Annotated in this window: 19 protein-coding genes; 8 read left to right on the forward strand and 11 right to left on the reverse strand. The window is 58.6% G+C overall.

Features of this window, described 5'->3' with window-relative positions; all coding sequences use genetic code 11:
• The first annotated feature begins 65 nt into the window (after nt 1-65).
• Nucleotides 66-419, forward strand: a complete 354-nt coding sequence (locus tag NMA58_RS25530; protein WP_183704798.1) for a cupin domain-containing protein — start codon at nt 66-68, stop codon at nt 417-419.
• A 234-nt stretch (nt 420-653) separates the two neighbouring features.
• The gene (locus NMA58_RS25535; RefSeq protein WP_183704797.1) at nt 654-1,502 is read left to right on the forward strand and encodes a GNAT family N-acetyltransferase; all 849 of its coding nucleotides are present in this window, start codon (nt 654-656) and stop codon (nt 1,500-1,502) included.
• Between the two features lie 401 nt (nt 1,503-1,903).
• Here NMA58_RS25535 and NMA58_RS25540 read toward each other — a convergent pair whose 3' ends face one another.
• The 4 genes from NMA58_RS25540 to NMA58_RS25555 form a co-directional block, all read right to left on the reverse strand.
• Complete coding sequence (locus NMA58_RS25540) at nt 1,904-2,434, reverse strand: Lrp/AsnC family transcriptional regulator (protein ID WP_097601012.1); 531 nt, start codon at nt 2,432-2,434, stop codon at nt 1,904-1,906.
• Nucleotides 2,435-2,737: 303 nt separating this feature from the next.
• The gene (locus NMA58_RS25545; protein WP_097601011.1) at nt 2,738-3,418 is read right to left on the reverse strand and encodes a GntR family transcriptional regulator; all 681 of its coding nucleotides are present in this window, start codon (nt 3,416-3,418) and stop codon (nt 2,738-2,740) included.
• Nucleotides 3,419-3,521: 103 nt separating this feature from the next.
• A complete protein-coding gene (locus NMA58_RS25550) occupies nt 3,522-4,892 on the reverse strand; it encodes an aspartate aminotransferase family protein (RefSeq protein ID WP_434713670.1) in 1,371 nt (456 codons plus the stop codon).
• An 8-nt stretch (nt 4,893-4,900) separates the two neighbouring features.
• Nucleotides 4,901-5,977: a phosphotransferase gene (locus tag NMA58_RS25555; RefSeq protein WP_434713672.1), complete on the reverse strand. Its 1,077-nt coding sequence runs from the start codon at nt 5,975-5,977 to the stop codon at nt 4,901-4,903.
• Between the two features lie 497 nt (nt 5,978-6,474).
• On the opposite strand from NMA58_RS25555, the gene NMA58_RS25560 reads away from it, so the two are divergent.
• On the forward strand, nt 6,475-7,164 hold the full coding sequence (locus tag NMA58_RS25560; protein ID WP_097601009.1) for a haloacid dehalogenase type II: 690 nt from the start codon (nt 6,475-6,477) through the stop codon (nt 7,162-7,164).
• A gap of 229 nt (nt 7,165-7,393) precedes the next feature.
• Here the strand turns inward: NMA58_RS25560 and NMA58_RS25565 are convergent, their stop codons facing one another.
• From NMA58_RS25565 to NMA58_RS25590, 6 genes are all read right to left on the reverse strand, one after another.
• On the reverse strand, nt 7,394-8,716 hold the full coding sequence (locus NMA58_RS25565; protein WP_434713673.1) for an NAD(P)/FAD-dependent oxidoreductase: 1,323 nt from the start codon (nt 8,714-8,716) through the stop codon (nt 7,394-7,396).
• Nucleotides 8,717-8,735: 19 nt separating this feature from the next.
• A complete protein-coding gene (locus NMA58_RS25570; protein WP_434713675.1) occupies nt 8,736-9,161 on the reverse strand; it encodes a RidA family protein in 426 nt (141 codons plus the stop codon).
• Nucleotides 9,161-10,339, reverse strand: a complete 1,179-nt coding sequence (locus NMA58_RS25575) for a DSD1 family PLP-dependent enzyme (protein WP_434713676.1) — start codon at nt 10,337-10,339, stop codon at nt 9,161-9,163. Before NMA58_RS25575 ends, NMA58_RS25570 begins: the two co-directional genes overlap by 1 nt.
• Before the next feature lie 78 nt (nt 10,340-10,417).
• Nucleotides 10,418-11,143: a 4-hydroxythreonine-4-phosphate dehydrogenase gene (locus NMA58_RS25580; protein ID WP_221114743.1), complete on the reverse strand. Its 726-nt coding sequence runs from the start codon at nt 11,141-11,143 to the stop codon at nt 10,418-10,420.
• An 11-nt stretch (nt 11,144-11,154) separates the two neighbouring features.
• Complete coding sequence (pdxA, locus tag NMA58_RS25585) at nt 11,155-12,129, reverse strand: 4-hydroxythreonine-4-phosphate dehydrogenase PdxA (RefSeq protein WP_434713677.1); 975 nt, start codon at nt 12,127-12,129, stop codon at nt 11,155-11,157.
• A complete protein-coding gene (locus NMA58_RS25590; RefSeq protein WP_434713678.1) occupies nt 12,126-13,337 on the reverse strand; it encodes a four-carbon acid sugar kinase family protein in 1,212 nt (403 codons plus the stop codon). The genes pdxA and NMA58_RS25590 overlap by 4 nt, the downstream gene beginning before the upstream one ends.
• A gap of 106 nt (nt 13,338-13,443) precedes the next feature.
• On the opposite strand from NMA58_RS25590, the gene NMA58_RS25595 reads away from it, so the two are divergent.
• Nucleotides 13,444-14,313 carry a LysR substrate-binding domain-containing protein gene (locus tag NMA58_RS25595; RefSeq protein WP_221114741.1) on the forward strand — a complete coding sequence of 290 codons (870 nt, stop codon included), beginning with the start codon at nt 13,444-13,446 and terminating at the stop codon, nt 14,311-14,313.
• Nucleotides 14,314-14,434: 121 nt separating this feature from the next.
• Here the strand turns inward: NMA58_RS25595 and NMA58_RS25600 are convergent, their stop codons facing one another.
• Nucleotides 14,435-15,103, reverse strand: coding sequence for a FadR/GntR family transcriptional regulator (locus tag NMA58_RS25600; RefSeq protein ID WP_221114740.1), 669 nt, complete (start codon nt 15,101-15,103; stop codon nt 14,435-14,437).
• A 204-nt stretch (nt 15,104-15,307) separates the two neighbouring features.
• On the opposite strand from NMA58_RS25600, the gene NMA58_RS25605 reads away from it, so the two are divergent.
• The 4 genes from NMA58_RS25605 (at nt 15,308) to NMA58_RS25620 (ending at nt 20,614) form a co-directional block, all read left to right on the forward strand.
• A complete protein-coding gene (locus tag NMA58_RS25605) occupies nt 15,308-16,978 on the forward strand; it encodes an ABC transporter ATP-binding protein (RefSeq protein WP_434714400.1) in 1,671 nt (556 codons plus the stop codon).
• A 31-nt stretch (nt 16,979-17,009) separates the two neighbouring features.
• Nucleotides 17,010-18,680 carry a peptide ABC transporter substrate-binding protein gene (locus tag NMA58_RS25610; protein ID WP_097600999.1) on the forward strand — a complete coding sequence of 557 codons (1,671 nt, stop codon included), beginning with the start codon at nt 17,010-17,012 and terminating at the stop codon, nt 18,678-18,680.
• Nucleotides 18,681-18,752: 72 nt separating this feature from the next.
• Nucleotides 18,753-19,703, forward strand: coding sequence for an ABC transporter permease (locus NMA58_RS25615; RefSeq protein WP_097600998.1), 951 nt, complete (start codon nt 18,753-18,755; stop codon nt 19,701-19,703).
• 32 nt (nt 19,704-19,735) lie between these two features.
• On the forward strand, nt 19,736-20,614 hold the full coding sequence (locus NMA58_RS25620; RefSeq protein WP_183704781.1) for an ABC transporter permease: 879 nt from the start codon (nt 19,736-19,738) through the stop codon (nt 20,612-20,614).
• Nucleotides 20,615-20,751: the final 137 nt, after the last annotated feature.

Here is a 20,751-nt window from a genome sequence, read left to right on the forward strand (position 1 = left end):
AGGTCAGGGAGGCTCCGAAGACGGAACAATGACGCAGGTATATGTAGCAAGAATAGGAGAGATGAATGTCCCTACTGAAAACCATCGACCCGGATCCATCCTTCGAGCCGAAGCATAGAACTGCCGAGCCGGATCGCCTCATTTCGGGCAGCCCCGCTTTCAAGACGTGGCTGCAGGACACCGCCAAGGACGGCAAGGTCAATACCGGTGTTTTCGAGGCGACGCCCGGTGAAACGCACTCCATCAAGGGCGAAACGTTCGAATTTTGCCATCTTATACACGGTGTGATCGAACTGACGGAGAAGGACAAGGACCCGGTCATTTATCGAGCCGGCGACAGCTTCGTGATGAAGCCGGGCTACGTCGGGGTCTGGAAGACGATCGAGACGGTGCGGAAGATTTTCGTCACCGTCACCTGATCATTCGAGCAAACGATGCCGTCATAACGTTCATCTTCGCATCTGCAGGCGGGACGGGGCGAGGCGGCAGGCAAGCCGTTTCGGTCGCCGAGATTTGAACCTGATGGGCGGTTTGTCCGTCGCTCTTTACTCGGCTTGTATATCCGTGTCGTCCGGTACGGCCAGGAGTCTCGCTTCTCCGCCGCGGCATCATAGATCCTTCGCTCTTATCAATGGTGAGCAGGAGACCTACGAATGGATGAACTCATGCAAACGGAATCGATCATTCTTGCCCCCTTCGAGGCTCATCATGTGGGCGGAGCCCTCGCGCTGTCGCGTGCAGTGGGTTGGGCGCACAGGAGGGAAGACTGGGAAATGATACGGTCTCTGAGCGAAGGACGCGTTGCGCTCGCCGGCGACCGGGTTGTGGGTACCGCCCTCATGACTCCCTTCGGCGACACCTGCTCTGCCATTAACATGATTATTGTCGATGAAAGCCAGCGAGGCCTGGGGGTGGGAAGAAAATTGACCACCGCCGTGTTGGAACTCGCTGGTGAGCGTGAATGCCGATTGACGGCGACGATTGACGGCTTCCCTCTATATGAAAAACTCGGATTCATCGCGACCCACCAAATCCTCCGTCATCAAGGCATTGCCGGTCAGGTCGGTGCTCCTCATAATGTTGAGTGGATCGGGCCTGGCGCGCTGCCGGCTATCAAAGCGCTCGATCGTATGGCATTCGGGGCCGACCGTGACGCGATATACAACGTCCTAGCGAATGAGGGGAGTTTCGCCGCCATCCGGAAAGGTGATCGTATCGTCGCATTTGCGGCAACCCGGTTGTTCGGAAAGGGTGAAGTCGTCGGGCCCGTCGTTGCGGAAAGCCCGGAACAGGCGAGGGACTTGCTTGCCTTCATCCTCTCGGGCAAGGAAGGTCGCATTGTAAGAGTCGATATCCCTGAACAGACCGGCCTTTCGTCATCGCTTGCGGATTGGGGGCTGCCTAAGGAGGGTAGCGTCGTTGCGATGGTTCGCGGTGCGGCGGGTCGATCAGAAACACCGGCCGTCCAAATCTTCTGCCTTGCGAGCCAAGCTATTGGCTGACAGAAAATCCGAAGTGCGATGCGGCGACATTGGACAGATGTGACTGCCACAGGCAAAAAGCGTCTCGCCGCAAAGGCGTCCGCGCGCGTGGCGATCACGAAGATGCACTGAATATTCCGGCAAGGTCGATTATCCGAATTCCCGCGAAACAAGAGCCGCAAACGCTTTTTCATCGTCCCTTTACGTTTATGCTGCGTGTCAACAGGTACGACCATTCTGACGGGCGGCTCCTTAGATGCAATGCTGGCTGTCCTCCACAGCATTGCCGCAGCGCTCGGAGGGCTGGCCGGATCTGAATCTGCATTGGCGTTTTCCCTTTCTAGCCTTGAGCATGGCGCTCCCGCTCTCGTAACATCCACGGCTCCGCCGCTTTGAAATGATGGGCACCCATAGCCTGTTCTTCAGTTGTGGTCTCTCATCATTCCAGCGGCACGAGATGCCGGCTGTCGAGGTCTGGTACACTGGAGCATGCTTTCAAGCGGCAAATGCACTTTGATCAGGGGCGATTTCAGGACGACGAAGGTGAAGTACTTGTCAATGCCGATTTCCAAATCGAGGAGCTGTTCAATGATCGTCTGGTACTCGTCGATTCCGGTGGTGACAAATTTTACGAGATAGTCGTAGCCTCCCGAAACCAAATGGCACTCGATAACCTGATCGACCTTCTCGATAGCGCTGATAAATCTCGCGAAGTCCCGTTGACGGTGGTTTTTCAGCGTGATTTCGGTGAACACCGTCAGCGTCTGACCCAGTTTTGCGATATTGATCTGCGCAGAGTAGCCCTGAATATAGCCCATCGCCTCCAGCTTTCTTACCCGCAACAAACAGGGACTTGGCGAGAGGTTGACCATTTCCGAAAGCTCGACATTCGTCATCCGGCCATTCGTCTGCAGTGCGTTCAGTATCTTGACGTCAATCCGATCAAGTTTCATTGGCTAATTCCAACTGATGAGGATGGCGCCGGCGAAATGGCTTCCTTGCTTTGTGATCGTTCCAAGTCATCGTCGGCCACGTGTCTCTAGAAAATCGAAGAGTGGATCGCGTCGCAGACGGCCTCGGTAACCTCCCGGGTAGTGGCTGAGCCGCCTACGTCGGGAGTAGGGATCCGTGGCTCAAGTTGACTGCCGGCGACCGTTACCGGGCATGCGATTGGCGTCGAACCCGCGTCGCCGGCATCCTCAGCGCCGCCCGAGAGGCGGTCTTTTCCGAAACGTCACATTCCCAGGGAGCGCTGGTCAGCGTTGATCGAGCAATTTGATCTGGAGATCTTCCCAATGCTCCTGGAATGCATCCCGCGCCGTATCGTAGTGACGGCTCCTCAAGCTGTTGATGAGCCGCTCGTGTTCTTCCGCCATTTCTTCAGCGGTGGAGTAGAAATCCTGCCGCTGTGCGAGAAGAAGCTCGATCTCGCCCTCAAGGTCCGAGTAGGTCCGCTTGAGCCGAGGGCTACCGCTGGAGGCGATGATCGCCCGGTGGAAGTCGCGGTCCGCAGCAACCAGCAAGGATCTGTCGGAGGACAGCGTCGACCTGTGCATGACATCGACCGCCTCCAGCGCCTGAGAGGGGATAATGCCGGTCAGCACGATCAGACGTATGGCCTCGCCCTCAATGGCGCCGCGCACCCGCGTGATATCGACAATATCGTCTGGCCCGAATTCGGGCACCACAAAGCCCCGGTTCGGTATCTGACGCAACAGACCTTGCGTGACGAGCACCTGGGCTGCTGTACGGAATGTGTGCCGCGAGGTCGAATGCTCTTCGCACATCTTCACGTCGCGTAGGAACTCGCCCGGTTGGAAGTCCCCTGACAAGATTCGCCGTCGCAAGGCGTGAGTCAGGACCTCCACTGCGCTGCTGGGCGGCTCGACGTTCATCTCTGGATCTTCGGCTCGGTTCTTGGCGGGCAGCGACGGCATGGCTTTGGCTTTGCTCGTTGTTTATGTCGTATACCTACGCCACATGCGGCGGCGCAGGGCAAGGGAGATGACATCGTACCTCTGCGCTGCATGCTGGCGGCTCCTAGATCTGCACGCACCGAAGCGCCTCGTCGACGCCTTCGAGCAAACGCGCCGCGTTGGCCGATGTGAAGATGAGCGGGGGCCTGATCTTCAGGATATGTGCGTCCGCTCCCGTCGCGGAAATAAGGATGCGCCTGTCGCGCAGGGCATTGACCGCCGCAAGCGCTCGGTCCATGTCGGGTGTTTTCCGGTCTCTGTCCGTAATGAGTTCAACGGCGAAATAGAGGCCGGCCCCACGAACATCGCCGACAAATTCGTATTTTTTCTGCAGACTCCGGAGGCCGTCGAGAATTTCGCCGCCGACCTTGACGGCATTGTCCAACAGGCCTTCCTCGAGAATCGTGTCGAGCACGGCTCTTGCTGCGGCGATAGCGACGGAGTTGCCGCCAAACGTATTGAAGTAGCGCATGCTGGATCCGAATTCGGCAACGAGTTCGGGCCGCAGCACCACGCCGGCAACGGGATAGCCGTTGCCCATGGGTTTGCCCATTGTGACGATATCCGGATCGACTTTGTGACGGTTGTGGCCCCAAAGATGGGTGCCGGTCCGCCCGAATCCGGATTGCACCTCGTCGGCAATGAACAGGCCGCCAGCCTTGCGCACAACTTCCGCCACCGGCGCCAATACGTCCGTCGGATCGACGTAGAGACCATCGGAGGAGAAGACGGAATCTGCGATGAAGGCCGCTAGTCCGCCGCCATGTCGCTCCATGTCGGCGATCTGCCGTGCGACATCCTCCGCCATCCGCCGGCCGATTTCCTCGACGGGCAGGCGATAGGAATCCGGCGCGGCAACCGTGCGAAGATAGGGATCCAAAGCCGACTTCCTGCCGAGCGACGGCGAGATTGCCGCCACCGCACCGCTGTTGCCGTGATAGGCTTCCGCCGTGACGATGACGCCGGTTTTGCGTGTGTGGTAGCGTGCAATCCGCAAGGCGAGATCGTTGGCTTCCGAGCCCGTGCATGTGAACATCGCGCATCCGGTCCGGCCGAGTTCGCCACCGAACGTATTGATCAGGGCTTCGGCATAGTCCAGCAGCGGCTCCTGCATGTAACGCGTGTGGGTACAGAGTACCTCGAGCTGCTTCTGGATCGCCTCGACGACACGCGGATGAGAGTGACCCAGCGAAACCACGTTGTTGTAGGCATCAAGATATTCGTTACCGTGCTTGTCATAGAGGAAGACGCCCTTCGCACGGCAGATCTCAACTGGCGACTTGTAGAAGAGCCGATAAGCAGGCCCGAGCAGCCTTTGCCGCCTGGCGACATGCGCCAGATCTTCACTTGTGAGATGAGACGTGTCCTGAGGGTTGAAGCCGTTTGGCATGTCGCCACGGAAGCCCTTGGGCAGGGTAGTCGCTGGTTTGGACATTGTTGTTCCTATCGTGCCAGAAGATCGCAAATCTCTGCGGTCGAAATTGAGTGAAACCACTCGAGGTGGGCCCAGCCGGCTTCTGTATTGCGCAGGATATAGCGGCCATTCTCGGGGAATATCTCTGCGCGCCAGCATGTCAGCAGCGCACGAACCGCAAGACGTCCCATCGACAGGAAGGGAATGAGCCGGAGCTCCTCATCCGTCAGTTCGGCATGGCGGAGATAACCGCGCAGAACGTCGCGCGCTTCGTCGAACAGGTCTCGCCGGTTCCCATGGTCGAACGTTTTTGGCATCTGGTTCATCAACGCCGTAGAGACATCGACGGCGATGGCGGTACGAACCGCATCGCCGAAGTCGATGACGCCGGTCAGGAACTGTGGATTGGTGTGATCGACGACCAGGTTCGACGTATTGAAGTCGTTGTGGAGTACTTGCCGCCGGCACAGATCGAGCTTCGGCTTGATTTCGGCAAACCGCTCGAGTGCACGGACGGTCCAGGCCCGCTTGCCGCCCTCAGGGATGAAACTCAGCAGATCGGTCAGGTCGAGCAGATGGATGACGTCCCATGCCACCGTCCGGCCGTCGGCGGGGTGCGAGAAATCGGCCATGGAATGACGCAGTTTTGCCAGGATTTCGCCGATCCGTTCACGCTGTGGAGCTGTGCAAGATGTCCGGTCGAGCGGGGTGCCGGCAAGGAAGGTAATAAGACGCACGACTCGCCGCTCGCCGCCACTCGTAGTGACAATCGGCAACTCCGCCCCGTCGACATCGCGAAATGTGCGGGGGATTGGTAGATCAGGGGCTCGCTGCTCCAGATGACGCATCAGCGACACCTGGAAATCGAGTTCCTCGATCCGCTCCGAAGGATGAGCGATCTTCAATACAAACTTCCCCTGGGCGGCGCAGTCGAGGAGGAACGTGTCGTCCTTTTCTGTTTCAAAGCGCGTTGCCGAGCCGCGCGTGCCATATAGTCGCTCGGCAATTCGTTCGGCTTCTGCAGTGCCCACGGTATGGCACGCCTCGGAAAGCTCAGGGACGCGGGCTGGCCCGCATTGATGCTTGTAACCCATCTTCAAACTCATTCCCGTCCTGCCTCGGAAGGGCAGTTTCGATGACCTCAGTATGTCATACTTCAATTTTTGTACAACAATTTATTTCGATGACGGATGGGATCAATTTCAGCTTTTTTGATGACTTCAAGCTTGGCTAAGAAGAAAAGCATTGTCTATTCAATGCAATAGGTAGCTGCTGATGGCAGTTTTAGTGGCGAGGCGCACACGTCGCCGGGAAATTTCAGAGCCGATGGTCCAAAAATTGTTGGACAATCAGTTGCTATTGTCCGAAAGTTATGCCAGTGTGCTCCCACTGGTCGGAATGCAGCGAACACGTCGGATTGATCCGCTTTAGTGGATTGGCCAGGTTTCTGAAAAGGCAAAGGAAATTGACCAGATTCGCAAAGGTACCTGCCGCGTCCGCATTGGGGGTCCGTCGGGACCGCGACCTCTTAGACAGGCGGCATGCCCGCCACATGACCTTGGATAGGCACACCGTGCCATGAAAATTGGAAGGAATACATGCGATGACTGAATTTCGACCGAAGTACGTGACCTTCGACTGCTACGGCACGCTCACCAATTTCGACATGGCCGGCGCAGCGCGACGCGTCTACGGCGAGCGCCTCTCCCCTGAAGCGATGTCAGCCTTCATCGAGGCTTTCAGGGGCTATCGCCTTGACGAGGTGCTGGGCCCATGGAAACCGTTCGTCGAAGTGGTTCACAATTCAATCGAACGCAGTTGCAAACGTATCGGTATCCCGTTCAAACCCGAAGACGCGCAACGGATTTATGATGAGGTGCCAACCTGGGGTCCGCACCCGGACGTTCCGGCTGGCCTGTCCAAAGTGGCCAAGGAAATTCCGCTGGTCATCTTGTCGAACTCCATGAAAAGCCTGATCATGTCGAACGTGGAAAAACTGGGCGCACCCGTCCATATGGTAATCACGGCAGAAGAAGTCGGGGCATACAAACCTCTGATGAAGGGCTTCGAATACATGCTCGACAAGCTCGGCTGCGGACCGGAAGACATCACTCATGTGTCCTCATCCTTCCGCTACGACCTGATGACTGCCTATGACCTGGGCATCAAGAGCAAGGTCTGGGTCAACCGCGGCCATGAGCCGGCCAATCCTTTTTACGAATACACCGAGATCAAGGACATCGGTGGGCTAGCCGCCGCCGTTGGCCTGGAGCCAGCCCTCAAGCGTGCTTGAAAACAGGGCTCAGGCGCTGTTGCTATGATGAGAGGGGGCGCTCCGTTCGCCTCCTTCTTATCGTTCGAAGGAAACAAGCACGGCCTTTCGCAAACTCCTCCCTCAGGCGTGGCCAGCTGTCCCGGGGCACTTCGGAACCCCCTGGTTCCTGCTGCTGGTCGGCATATATTGCAAGACGCTGGACAGCGTCGGCTAGGAAAATCTGTCCTGCACTGGCCTTCCCGCACGGTCAGAGACCGCCTACCTTCACTGTGGAACCGTCAAAGAAGCGCGACAGCCGAAAGGGCGCGGGATCGACGCAAGGCCTATCGTTCGCAACCAGGTCGGCTGCCAGGCGGCCGATGCCCGGGCCAATGCCGAAGCCATGGCCGGAACCGCCCGCGGCCAAATAAAGCCCTTTCACATGATCGGACGCCGAGATGACGGGTACCGCGTCCGGTGTGCAATCCACATAGGCGCCCCAGCTGTCGGCGATCTCAATGCCCCTTAGCGCCGGGAACTGTTCGGTGACGCCTTTCAGAATAGCCGTGATCGTCCTGCGGCTCGGTCTTGGATCGAGAACGCGCATTCGCTCGAACGGCGAAACCCCATTCTCGTTCCAGCGGGCGAAGGCTTCCGGTCCGTGAAACATCGATCTCCCAATGCCGATCTGGACCGCTTTCAGTCGCTTCAGAAACATCGGCATGAACCAGCGCGCATAGCGGAGGCCTTGCGGCGTGATATCCAAGGTCGCCCTGCCGCTGATCGCAAGCGTGTAACTGCCATCCAGCCTGCGGGTCAGCGAGCACTCCGGTGTATAAATCGCCTCGCCGAGACTCGTTGTAGGGCGTGTACGAATTGCGGTTTGGCGCACGCTTGCCTGCGGGAACTGTACGCCGTACTGGCGACAGAACAGGGAGGCCCACGCACCGCCGGCGTTCAGAACGGCCTGCGATCTGATGATACCTTTTTCCGTGATGACGCCCGCAACTGCACCATTGACAATATCGAGGCCTCTCGCAGCGCATTCCTGGTGGATCGTCGCTCCGAACTTCCGGGCACCATTCGCGATCGTCGGCGCCGCAATGGCCGGCTCGCCCTTCCCATCATCGACGGAATGGACGCCGCCAAGCCACCGGCGGCCTTGCGCGGGAATTCTGTCATGCGCCTCCTGGGCAGTCAGCATCTTCGTATTGACGTTGAATTGCCGGGCAAGATCAAGCCATTGTTCCCATTCCGCCAGCTGCTGCGGGTTATCTGTTGCATAGAACAGGCCGCATTGGCGGAAGCCGACGTCTTCGTCGATTTTCGCAGCAAATTGGTCCCACGCCTGCATGGAAACCCCCGAGAGCGGCAGTTCGCGCTCATCGCGGTTCTGCCGCCGGCACCAGCCCCAGTTTCGGCTTGACTGCTCACCCCCGACATATCCCTTTTCAATCAAGGCAACGGAGAGCCCCCGCTCTGCGAGAAAAAATGCCGCCGATGCGCCGATAATGCCGCCGCCGATGACGACGACGTCGGCCTTCGCTGGAAGCTCTTGATCGCTCTGTATGCGTTTGAGGAATGGTGACATCGTGGCTGACCTGAATTGATTAGTCGGAGCTGTTTTCTGTCTGCCGCGCCGGAGCGTCTCGCGCGAGAACGGCGACCGCGTCGATCTCGACGAGATAGCCGTAGTGCAGTTCGGGCACCGGAACCACAGTGCGCGCCGGGCGCGCCTCTCCCAGCCGCGCGGCATAAACCTGGTTGAAGCGCGGCCAGTTGCTGACGCCAACGATGTAGGCCGTCACCCTGACGAGATTGTCCGGGCTGCCGCCTGCGGCTTCGAGAACCGTCAGCATATTCTCGATAGCCTGCCCCGCCTGCGTCTCGAACTCATTGTCGGGAAGCGGCGCCCCATCCGGCCGAATCGGGAGCTGCCCTGATATATATAGATGCTCGCCCGCCAGTTTGGCCTGGACATAATGACCCGCAGGGCGGGGCGCGAGGTCGGTATAGATGGTCACGACGTCCGACATCACCAGCCTCCGAAGCGCGGCCAGCAGGTCTCAACTGCATGCGAGCCACCGCGGACAACATGATAGACTGAGTGCTGTGCTGCGGTTGCGCAAGCATGGTTCGGCAGGATCCGCACCCTGTCTCCGACCGCCAGGTCAGGCAGGCGAGCGTCCGACCCGGGTCGCACGGCTATAATTCCATGCTCCTGATTTGCATCGGCAACAATGATGTCGAGATAGGCGTTGCCCTCGAGGTCGCAGACGAGGCCGTATCCCTGATCGACGGCCTGCTTGCCGGTGCCACGGTCACGCGACAGCGACATCCATCCGCCATCGGTGATGATCCAACCCTTTTCGCGCTGATGGCCGATTACCGTCGCCAGAACGCTGAGCGCGATGTCGTCGACTTGGCAAATGCCGATGCCTGCCATTACCAGATCGAAGAACACGAACACGCCGGCGCGGACTTCGGTCACTCCAGTAAGGTCCTTCGCGTGGTGGGCCGTTGGCGTCGAACCGACACTGACGACCGGGCACGGCAGACCCGCATCGCGCAGAAGACGCCCGGCATCAACAACGGCCAAGCGCTCCGCTTCCGCATAACGCTTCTGCTCCGCGACGCCCCCACCCTTATAGCTATCCCCAGCATGGGTCAGAACGCCACGCAGCTCAGCCCCTGCCGCCAGGATCTTTCCGATCTCCAGCAACTGAGCATGATTGGCGGCCACCACACCCGAGCGATGGCCATCGCAGTCGATCTCGATCATGGCTGGGATCCGCTTTCCGGCGTCTCGGGACGCCGCGGCAACCGCCTGCGCCTGCTCGAGGGTATCCAGTACGACCACGAGATCGACGCCCTTGGAGCGCAGCTCAACGACACGTGCAAGCTTTGCCGGCGCGATGCCGACCGCATAGATCATGTCGCGAACCCCATCGGCCGCGAATTTCTCGGCTTCCTTTAGCGTGGAAACCGTCGCCGGTCCCTCGGGCGCACTCATGACCCGCCGGGCCACGTCGATAGACTTCGCGGTTTTCAGATGCGGTCGAAGCGACACGCCCATGCCATCGAGCCGGTTTCGGAGACGGGTGATATTCCGGTCCATCCGCTCCGCGTCGAGAACCAGACAGGGCGTTTCCAGCGTCTCGAGGGTGGTCGTGGCCGCTAAGCGAGTGGAGGGGTCGAACGTCGTTAGATCCATCTATCTAATCTCCAAATTCGAAATTCACCTTGGCGCTAAACCGTAAAGATTGCAATTAATGGTCGGTGAAGGTTCGATTCAGCAGGCTATTAATGGTGACAGCGTGATATCACCCGCGTCAGCCTGAATCCGCGTGAGCACGTCGATCTCCTTCTCGACCTCCAACCGCAGATTGGAACTGCCTGAGAACGCCCCATTGAAAGCCGCCGTGCCGATGGTAAAACCTGCGGCTCCGGATCGTACGACGGCCGCCATCCTTTCAGGACTGTCGATCGATCCGGCAACGACGACAGGCTTTTCGACCGCTTCGCACACGCACGTCATCAACGCTTCGACATCGCCGTTGAAGCGATAGGCGAGCAGATCGAGACCGCTCACACCCTGGATCGCCGTCAATTGCCGGGCACTTTCCACAATTGTTTCGATCGTCCCTTCGAGCCTGCTCGGATGTCCCACGATCTTGCCGGGGAAGGGATAGTACTGGATGTTCCTCCCAGCGATAATTGGCAAAACGACATTCGGTCGGGTTCCACCCATCAGAATGTCGACGCCAAGGTCAACGGCGGCCTGCGCGGACCGGCGCTCACTCTCCTCGTCGAGGCTGACAACTTCCAAATAGAGCGTCGCGCCCGCCTTCTTGATCGCAGAAGCAAGGCCCAAAAGTTCATCGAACGGTAGGCCGATATCCTTGAATCCCACATGTCTGATGCCTGCGGCAAGCACATCCTTGAGGCGCTCGGCCGCGTCGGCAACGGTCCGATCCTGATTGGTCAGCATGAAAATGAAGTCGGGAGTCTGGGGCATCGAAAGCGCTCCTAAATTGCGTTGAGAAGCAGGGCCTGATCGAAGGCATAGCGAAGAGAGGAATGGTCGGCCGTGCCCCGGCCCGCGATATCGAATGCGGTGCCGTGATCGACGCTGGTACGGATGAAGGGCAAGCCGATGGTGACGTTGACGCCTTTGTCGATGCCGAAATACTTGACCGGAATGAGCCCCTGATCGTGGTATTGTGCAACGACGATGTCGAACTCGCCCTTGCGGGCCCGCATGAAAATCGTGTCTGCGGGCCACGGGCCGGAAGCGTTTATTCCACATTCCTGAGCGCGCCTGATCGCCGGCGCGATGATGTCGAGATCTTCACGCCCGAACATGCCGTTTTCACCGGCATGGGGATTGAGGCCGGCGACCGCAACGCGGGGCGAGGCGATGCCATAAGCCTTGCCTGCCTTGTGCGCCAATTCGATCGTTCTGAACACCGAATCCTGCGTCACCAAGTCGATTGCGTCGCGCAACGACACGTGGATCGTCACAAGAATGACACGCAACTCGTCGTTGGCCAGCATCATCGCAAACTTGTCGGTCCCCGACCGTTCGGCGAGGATTTCGGTGTGGCCGGGATAATTGAGCCCGGCCTTCTTCATTGCTTCCTTGTTGATCGGAGCGGTCACGATTGCTCCGATGTTCCCTGCCAGCGCTTCGTCGATCGCTCGCACGACATAGTCGTAGCTTGCGCGCCCGGCGCGAGCGTCCACCTGACCGATCGGCATATCGTCCGGCAGATCCGAGATATTGAGTACGGGCATGAGCGTCGCGTCGGGGACCGCCTCATCGACCGACGCGATGGGCTGCACTTGGAGAGGAAGAGCCAAGGCCCGAACCGCGCGTTCCATCACCTTTGCGTCGCCGATCACCACCGCCTGCTCCGGCAGTCCGTCCGCGAAAACGCGCGCGATGATTTCCGGGCCGATTCCACAGGGATCGCCCATCGTTATGCCAGCAGGTTTTTTCATTTCTTATCTCCAAGCCAGAGGCCCCGAAGCAACTCGGCTGAATTCAGCAGGATATTGGACGAGCCGAAGCCGCCCGCCTTTGTGATGATGTGAACAGGATGGGGGCCGTTCGTGCGGCCCACCGGGATGCCCGGATCGACCTCGCCGAGGAGATTGAGAGAGCCGATCTCGAGTTCCTTCAGAACGGATTCGGCGGTGTCACCGCCAGTCAGGAAGAGTCCGGTCACCGGATAATGCTCCATAATCGCGCGGACAGCCTTGCCAAGAGCGATCGCGATGGACCGAGGAGCGGCGGAGGTAGCATGGTGCGACGTGGTTAGAATAACGTCACCGCTGGTTCCGGATTGTCTGTATTGGGCAGCGGCGTTTTCGGCTGCGAGGTCGGCCGAGCGAGACGCCACCTCTGCGTCGATGATGATCTGCCGGACGGTGCCAGTGCTCATCAGCCGTGAGCATTGCTCGCGGCTCAGGGGATTGACGCTGCCAACGACGAAGAGATTGATCGCCGCCGCGAGGGGCAACAGTGTGGGGTCATCGGCGCGACCCACATAGTCTGCCAATGCGATTGCCAGTCCTGGAGAACCGCACCAAAGGATGGACTTCGGATCCGCCGCCGATTTCACCAGCCGAGCCAGATCTTCCTGCGTTGTTGCATCGGCGATCAACAACTTCCGGTGATCCGCGGTCAGTTCGCCGGCCTTCAATACACGGAGTTCCGCAAGCCCAAGGTGACGGATCTCAGCCTGCGGGATATCTCGAAACAGATACCGAAGGTGCGAGTCCGCTATGGGGTGGAGCGGGTCCTTTGCAAACTCGGTTTCCTCCAACGGCACGCCATGAAGAAGCTGACGCCCTCCTTTAGTAGTGCGTCCGCCTGCAGGGAAAGCTGGAGCGACAACTGCGATGGTCCGGCCAGACGCCGCGAGCGCGGCTTCTATCTCAGCTCCAACGTGGCCGCGAATGGTGGAATCAACAGTATTGTAAAGAATTTCTGCGGATGCCACGCTTTTTGCCGCCTGTGTCGCCCGATCGACAGCGTCCTTCACGGATGCGGCCCGGCTTGCCTTGTTAATAGAGATGATCGCCACATCTTCCGGCGATGATCGCCGGTAATCGGTGAAGACAAGGCATCTGTGCCCCATACTCACGAATGGTGCGGCGCCATCCGTTGCACTTGTCAGATCATCGGCCAGAATTCCTACCTTCAAAGTCGCCGTCCTATCGGTTTTCGTGTGACGAGGAGATACTAGCGCTATTGCTTTTGCCGGAAAAACGATCAATTCTGACTGAAATCCGTCACTTTAACTCACAGATATGGCCGCACGATTCCCATCTTTATCCGCGCTCAGAGTGTTTGAAGCAGCTGCACGGCATTTGAATTTCGGGCGTGCCGGCGATGAATTGTTCGTTACACACAGCGCCGTCAGCAAACAAATCCGCTTGCTTGAGGACGACTTGGGAGTGGCCCTTTTTGAACGAAGAAACAGGGCCGTTTTTCTGACCGATCCAGGGCGGCGTCTGCTAATGACGATGAGCGAAGTGTTTCGCCAGATCAGCAAGTGTTGCGACGAAATCAAGGGTGGCGGCTCGGCACCCCTTGTACTTTCATGTGAACCGACATTCACGCAGCGCTGGCTGATTCCGCGCCTTCCGTTGTTTAACGCACTTCATCCTGAGATTGAGGTTCACGTCTTTGCCGCCGGTGGCCCTGTGAACTTCGACAGAAGTCATATAGATCTGGCGCTACGGAGAAGCGATTTCAGCTGGCCGCCGGAACTGTTTGTGGAAACGGTAGTCGAAGAACGCGTCGGCCCCGTGTGCGCGCCAAGGCTGTTAGCTTCCGGCAGAGATGAAATCCTCTGCTTGCCTCGCATTCATTCGGCCACCCGTCGAGATGCGTGGACGCGGTACATCTCCGACAACCAACTCGCAGATCCAAACCCACCCGGCAGCCAGGTCTTCGAGCATTTCTATCTGAGTATCGAGGCGGCAATCGCTGGGCTGGGTGCTGCGATCGGCCCAGAGCCGCTCGTCGCCGACGCTGTGGAAAGCGGGCAACTGGTGGCTCCCCACGGGTTTTCCGGCAACGGCTACAGCTACATCCTGTTGAGCCGACTTCCTTTCGAAGACGATGCCAGAAAACGAACCTTCCTCTCCTGGCTTCGGCGACAGGTTGCTCCCTGAAGCGCGCAATTTGGCAACACTTCGGCGCCGACCTCTGCATCAAATGGCGAGAACGCATCCGAGACGGTCACGGCGGGACACGTGAGAACACGCCTGGAGACCAATTGCTCAGACCAATCTCTCAAATGCTAGGTCCGAGTATGTTGGTTCTGGCTTCAATGATGTGGTCGTACATCGTTCGCTCGGCCTCTCTGCTGTCACGATCCTTGATTGCGTCCAGGATAGCCTGATGGCTGACGATATAGGCCGTCATGCGCTCTGAGGTCAGCGATTGTTCTTTCATCTTCCCCCAGAGGTTTCCCGCCCGTACTGCGTGTATGCCTTCATAGAGGGAGGCAAGAAGACCGTTGCGCGCGGATTGGACGATGATGCGATGAAAAACGGCGTCCCACTTCTCGAACTCGCCCATAGATTCCGACGCATTGCCCCGGGCGATTGATTTCTGCATTTCTTCGACTTCCTGCCTGGTCGCGCGTAATGCTGCCAATGCCGCGATCTTGGGTTCTAGGATCAGCCGAGCCTCAAAGACTTCCGCCGGATAGGTGCGGAATGTGTCTCCTTCATAGGTAGCCGGCGGGCGAAGGGCGCTCGAGCTCACACCGCTGCCAGCGATAAAGGTGCCTCTGCCGACGTGCCTGATAAGGCGGCCTTCCTTCTCCAGCGAACTGAGCATCCTCCTAAGGGCGGTACGCGGCAGCCCGAGTTTCAGCGCCAGGTCGCGCTCCGGGGGGAGTCGATCACCTGGTTCCAGACCTTCCGCTTCAATGAAGTCTTTCAACACCACGCTCATATGACCTCCAACAAATATTTTGCGAAACCAATTTGATCTATATTGACACCAATGGCAAGACCAATCTTATATTAGTCACAGAACCAAAGCCGATTGGTTGCAAATGAGATCCTAGAATAAGCTGTGCACCGCTCGAGAGGCAATGAGCAGCACGCGTTAGGCAGCGACGAAAACTCAATCAAGAAGCTGCGTAGAAAAGGAGATATATCGATGGCGACTGAAGCTGTTACAGCAGGCGACGCAGCGCTTTCGGTGCGTGCCCTGACAGTCGACCTGCCAAAAGGCATGGAACGGGCTCATGCCGTCGAAAATGTATCCTTCGACCTGAAGCGTGGCCAGATCCTTTGCATCATCGGCGAGTCTGGATCGGGCAAGTCTGTAACCGCAAACACCATCATGGGTCTCTTGCCCAAGATTATTCCGGTCTCATCGGGTGCCATCAATCTCGATGGAACGACCATAGTCGGCGCGCCGATAAAGAAGCTGCGCCAGCTGCGCGGCCGCGTCGTGTCCATGATCTTTCAGGATCCGCTTTCGGCGCTCAACCCGCTGATGACGGTGGGCGAGCAGGTTACTGAAGTGATGGCGGCCCATGGTGTGGGCAACAAGGCCTCGCGCCGTGACCGCGCCCTCCAATTGTTGACTGAAGTGGGCCTGCCGGATCCGGAATTGATGTACCACCAGTATCCCTTCCGGCTTTCCGGTGGTCAACGCCAGCGGGTCATGATCGCGATGGCGCTGGCCCTTGAGCCGACCGTGCTGATAGCAGACGAACCCACGACAGCCCTTGACGTAACCACGCAGGCGCAGATCCTGAAGCTCATCCGAGACATCCAACGCCGCAAGGGAATGAGCGTCATGTTCATAACCCACGACTTCGGGGTCGTGGCAGAAATCGCCGACAGCGTCGTGGTTATGGAGAAGGGGCGGATTGTCGAGCAGGGCACCGCCGATCAGATTCTCAAATCACCCAGCCACCCCTACACCCAGCGCTTGATCGCAGCCGTTCCGCGCCTCACGGGCGAGGACAGAAAACTCAAGGTGCAAACGAGCGACGAGGCAATTCTGACCGTCAAAGGCTTGTGCAAGACTTATCGCAGCGGCAGTGCGCTGTTCGGAAGTCAGCGTGTCGTGCCTGCAGTGCAGGACGCCTCATTCACCTTGGCTGCTGGCCGCACCCTTGGCATTGTCGGCGAAAGCGGCTCCGGAAAGTCGTCGTTGGGGAGAATCCTGATCAAGCTTCAGGACAGCGACAGCGGTCAGATCCTGTTTGAGGGCAAGGACATCGTCAAGCTCTCTGAATCCGAGTTCCGGCCGCTGCGTCCTCGGATTCAGATGATTTTTCAGGATCCCTTTGCCTCGCTCAATCCGCGCTCAACTATCGGTCAGATTTTGACCGTCGGGCCCGTCGCACATGGGATGCCCTACGCGCAGGCGCGCGACGAAGCGCGAGCGTTGCTATCTCATGTCGGTCTCGATGCTGGCGCCTTCGGCCGCTACCCGCACGAATTTTCGGGTGGTCAGCGCCAGCGCATCGGCATCGCGCGGGCCTTGATGTTCAAGCCCAAGCTGCTGATTGCCGACGAAGCAGTCTCCGCGCTCGACGTGTCCATCCAGGCCCAGATCCTCAAGCTGCTTGACCAAATCCAGCGCGAGACCGGCGTATCAATGGTCTTCATCACGCATGATCTTCGTGTCGCCAGCCAGATCTGCGACGAAATTGCTGTGATGCAGAAGGGCCGGGTCGTCGAGCGCGGCCCGCCGTCTCAGATTTTCCTGAAACCGCAATCCGATTACACGCGTGAGCTTGTGGCAGCAATCCCAGGAGAACGAAGCAGAGACAATTGCGAAAGTGTAATCGGCTCACGGCAGTAGGTTCCTAATGAGCAAAAAGAGAGGGAATGAAATGACAAAAGAGTCTACGACCAAAACGAATATTTCTCGGCGCGACGCACTGCGCCTCATGGCAGCCGGCGGCATTGCATGCTTTGCTGCCCCCAACCTGATTGGCAAGCCTGACATTGCCTGGGCACAGGACAAGAAACCTGCCGGTCGCGTCGTGGTCGGGCTTTCGCAGGAACCGACCGTGTTCAATCCGCTCATGGCACATATCGAAACGGACGATGCGGTCCATTTCTCGCTCTTCGACGCCCTCTTTCGCATGGATCCGCAAGGCGTGCTTCAGCCCAATCTTGCGCTAGAAGTGCCCACGCAGAAGAACGGCGGCATCTCGGCGGATGGCCTGAACTGGCGCGTTCGCCTGCGTGATGATGTTCGCTGGCATGACGGCAAGCCGTTTACGGCTGAGGACGTGAAGTTCACCCTGGAACTGATCACCAATCCGAAATTCCGAGCGTGGCGCACAGGCGGTCATTCCTTGGTGCGCGACCTAACGGTGGTTTCGCCAACTGAAATCACCTGGCGGATGGAGCAGGTCTTCGCTCCTTACCTGTCATTTCTCACCGAGACCTTCATCGTGCCAAAGCACCTTCTCGAGAATGAGGCCGATCCGAACGCAGCAGCCTTCAACCAGGCACCCGTCGGCACGGGCGCCTTCAAGTGGAGCCAGCGCGTGGCCGGCGACCATCTCGAGCTGGCAGCGAACACGGATTACTTTGGGGACGGCCCCTATGTCGAACAGGTTGTATTCAAATACATCCCCGACCAGACGGTGCTCTACACCCAATTCAAGAGCGGCGACATCGACCTCACAGACCAGGCGTACATCACGCCCGACCACTACGACGAAGCCAGCAAATTGCCGGGCCGCGTAGTGAGCCTGGTCCCCGGTGCCTCTGTCGAATCGTTCTATCTCAATCTCGAGCGGCCGCAGTTCAAGGAACTGGCGGTGCGTCAGGCACTCTATGCTGCAATGGACAGAGCGGCGATCATCGACGCCCTCTATTTCGGCGTGGTGACAACGACCGAAACCTTCATGCCGAAGGAGTCGTTCTACTTCAATCCGAAGCTTCCGGCACAGGAATTCAATCTCGACGCCGCACGCAAGCTCCTCGACGACGCCGGTTGGGTACCGGGGTCGGATGGGATCCGTGAAAAGAACGGCGTGAAGCTCGCATTCAACAATTCGACGACATCGGGCAACAATCTCCGTGAGCAGGTGCAGCAGTTCCTGCAGCAAACGTTCGCAGAAATTGGCGTCCAGATGACGATCTCGAATCTGCCGGCGGCCGTCATGTTTGGCGAATTCTGGCTGAAGTCACAATTCGACACGGCGATCTCGGGCGTTACGCATCTGATCGCCGCCGACCCCGATGCAACCAATCGTCTTGCGAGCAGCGCGATTGCCGCGAAGGGTGGAAAGGGATCGAACGTCGGCCAGTATTCCAATCCGGAAGTGGATGCGCTGCTGAAGAAGGGCGCTCAGACCTTCGATCCGGAAGCGCGTCGTGAAATCTACTACCGTATCCAGGAAATCGTGCGTCAGGACCTTCCCTTCCTTCCTCTGTTTGCCGCCACCTATGTGGTTGGCAAGAAGGAAGGCCTTGAAGGCTGGGAGCCGAACACGAACACGCGCACGGCATCCTGGCATGCTGCCGGCTGGCGCTGGAAGAGCTGAGTTCACCTCCCGCCGTCGCCGCCGCGCCTCGCGGCGGCGACTTCTGTTGACGCTATCACAGGGAGAGCCTGAATGCGCAGCTTCCTAATTAACCGGTTCGCTCAGAGCCTCGTACTGCTCCTGATCGTTTCCGTCATCGGCTTCGTGGTCCTCAACCTGATTCCGGGCGGCCCCCTAGCACAATTCGGGCTCGATGCGAGCATGACTCAGGACGACTTGAACCGACTGGCGGAGCAGTTGGGCCTGAACCGTCCTCTGTGGGTGCAGTATCTGGATTGGGCCTGGCGCCTGTTGACAGGAGACTGGGGACACTCCTTCCGCGACGGGGCACCAGTTCTCGAGGTGATTGGACGGCACCTCATGGCAACGCTGCTGCTGATGGGCTCGTCCACGGTGATCGCGATCGCTATCGGTACGTGGATTGGTGTTCGCGGCGCTGTAAAGCGTTATTCGGTTTTCGATTATATGGCGACAGTCGGTGCCATGGTGGCCCTTTCGATCCCGACTTTCTGGTTCGGACTGATCGGGATCTACGTCTTCTCGCTCAGACTTGGCTGGCTGCCAGCCGGCAACATGTACACGATCGGTGACGAATCCGTTCTGAACTATCTCCACCATCTCATTCTGCCCAGTGTCGTGCTTGCGCTCGTGCATGTAGCCATCTGGAGCCGCTACATGCGAACGGCTACTCTCGACGTTATCAATCAGGAGTTCATCAAGACCGCCCGCGCCAAAGGACTAAGCGAGCGTCGTATCCTGATGAAACATGTCATCGGCAATGCCCTCCTGCCGATGATCACGCTCCTTGGGATGCAGCTTCCCAGCGTCCTGACGGGTGCTCTGGTCACCGAGACGGTGTTTACCTGGCCGGGCATGGGACGCCTGTTCCTCGACAGTCTCGGCTACAGCGACTACCCCGTGGTGATGGGATTGCTCATGTTCTCGGCGATCCTTGTCGTGGTGAGCAACCTCGCCGCCGATATCGTTGTTGCCATTATCGATCCCCGTATCCGTCTGAGTTAAGCGCCATGAACGCTCATCAGGAGTCAGCCATCATGACCGCCATTGCCGCAAATTCACCCCGGGAGCGCTGGTGGAACAGCCGAACTGCGCACCGCTTCATCAAGCACCATCTGGCCCTCATTGGAATGGTGATGATCGTTCTGCTGACGCTGGCCTGCGTCCTGGGGCCCCACCTGTTGCCGTACGATTCACTTTATATCGATCTGCGCGCCCGCTTCGCTCCGCCCCTGACCGGGCAACATTATCTCGGCACGGACCCGCTGGGACGAGACCTGGCCGCCCGCTTGTTCATGGCGGGGCGGATTTCGCTCCTGGTCGGTTTCTCGGCGATGCTGTTGTCGACGCTGATCGGAACCCTTGTCGGCGTGGTGGCCGGATATAGAGGCGGCCTGGTCGGCACGGTGCTGATGCGTGCCGTGGATGGCTTCCTTTCCTTCCCATCCATCTTCCTCGTGCTTGCTCTTGCCGCCGCATTGAAGCCAAGCCCGATTATGATTACCGTCGTCATCGCTGCTACAAGCTGGATGGAAGTTGCCCGTATCGTCGAGGCGGAGGTTCGCTCTTTGCGCGAGCGCGAATTCGTGCTGGCCAGCCGCATGTTGGGACTGAGCGCAACGCACATCATGTTCCGCGAAATCCTTCCCAATGCCATGGGTCCGATCATCGTTGCCGCGACCCTGACCGTCGCGCGCGCGATCCTGATGGAGGCCTATATCAGCTTCCTTGGCTACGGAATTCAGCCGCCGCTGCCCAGCTGGGGTAATATGCTGAACGGCGCACAGCAATATCTGGGGACGGCGCCTTGGCTGGCGATCATTCCCGGCGCGGCCATAACGATCGCTGTCACAAGCTTCAACTTCATCGGCGACGGGCTGCGCGACGCGCTCGATGTCCGCGGCGATCACAGCTGAGAAACATTTTCACGCGCGAGCAGACGAAACATCCGCGCTGGACGCGTCCTCGACGCCCCGAGCATCGGGAGTAGCCCGTGCTCACAAAGACTAACTTTCAAACTTTTATCGCTCCTGTCGGAGATGACTGGAACGCG

The sequence above is a fragment of the Rhizobium sp. YTUHZ045 genome, from assembly GCF_051124255.1.
GTDB lineage: Bacteria > Pseudomonadota > Alphaproteobacteria > Rhizobiales > Rhizobiaceae > Rhizobium.

What these genes read in the sequence shown, in the direction of transcription:
- NMA58_RS25535 (WP_183704797.1), top strand. Translation starts at nt 654, where the DNA reads ATGGATGAACTCATGCAAACGGAATCGATCATTCTTGCCCCCTTCGAG.
- NMA58_RS25620 (WP_183704781.1), top strand. Translation starts at nt 19,736, where the DNA reads ATGACCGCCATTGCCGCAAATTCACCCCGGGAGCGCTGGTGGAACAGC.
- NMA58_RS25550 (WP_434713670.1), bottom strand. Translation starts at nt 4,892, where the DNA reads ATGTCCAAACCAGCGACTACCCTGCCCAAGGGCTTCCGTGGCGACATG.
- NMA58_RS25615 (WP_097600998.1), top strand. Translation starts at nt 18,753, where the DNA reads ATGCGCAGCTTCCTAATTAACCGGTTCGCTCAGAGCCTCGTACTGCTC.
- NMA58_RS25580 (WP_221114743.1), bottom strand. Translation starts at nt 11,143, where the DNA reads ATGCCCCAGACTCCCGACTTCATTTTCATGCTGACCAATCAGGATCGG.
- NMA58_RS25545 (WP_097601011.1), bottom strand. Translation starts at nt 3,418, where the DNA reads ATGCCGTCGCTGCCCGCCAAGAACCGAGCCGAAGATCCAGAGATGAAC.
- NMA58_RS25530 (WP_183704798.1), top strand. Translation starts at nt 66, where the DNA reads ATGTCCCTACTGAAAACCATCGACCCGGATCCATCCTTCGAGCCGAAG.
- NMA58_RS25565 (WP_434713673.1), bottom strand. Translation starts at nt 8,716, where the DNA reads ATGTCACCATTCCTCAAACGCATACAGAGCGATCAAGAGCTTCCAGCG.
- pdxA (WP_434713677.1), bottom strand. Translation starts at nt 12,129, where the DNA reads ATGAAAAAACCTGCTGGCATAACGATGGGCGATCCCTGTGGAATCGGC.
- NMA58_RS25555 (WP_434713672.1), bottom strand. Translation starts at nt 5,977, where the DNA reads ATGAGTTTGAAGATGGGTTACAAGCATCAATGCGGGCCAGCCCGCGTC.
- NMA58_RS25595 (WP_221114741.1), top strand. Translation starts at nt 13,444, where the DNA reads ATGGCCGCACGATTCCCATCTTTATCCGCGCTCAGAGTGTTTGAAGCA.
- NMA58_RS25600 (WP_221114740.1), bottom strand. Translation starts at nt 15,103, where the DNA reads ATGAGCGTGGTGTTGAAAGACTTCATTGAAGCGGAAGGTCTGGAACCA.
- NMA58_RS25575 (WP_434713676.1), bottom strand. Translation starts at nt 10,339, where the DNA reads ATGGATCTAACGACGTTCGACCCCTCCACTCGCTTAGCGGCCACGACC.
- NMA58_RS25570 (WP_434713675.1), bottom strand. Translation starts at nt 9,161, where the DNA reads ATGTCGGACGTCGTGACCATCTATACCGACCTCGCGCCCCGCCCTGCG.
- NMA58_RS25560 (WP_097601009.1), top strand. Translation starts at nt 6,475, where the DNA reads ATGACTGAATTTCGACCGAAGTACGTGACCTTCGACTGCTACGGCACG.
- NMA58_RS25540 (WP_097601012.1), bottom strand. Translation starts at nt 2,434, where the DNA reads ATGAAACTTGATCGGATTGACGTCAAGATACTGAACGCACTGCAGACG.
- NMA58_RS25610 (WP_097600999.1), top strand. Translation starts at nt 17,010, where the DNA reads ATGACAAAAGAGTCTACGACCAAAACGAATATTTCTCGGCGCGACGCA.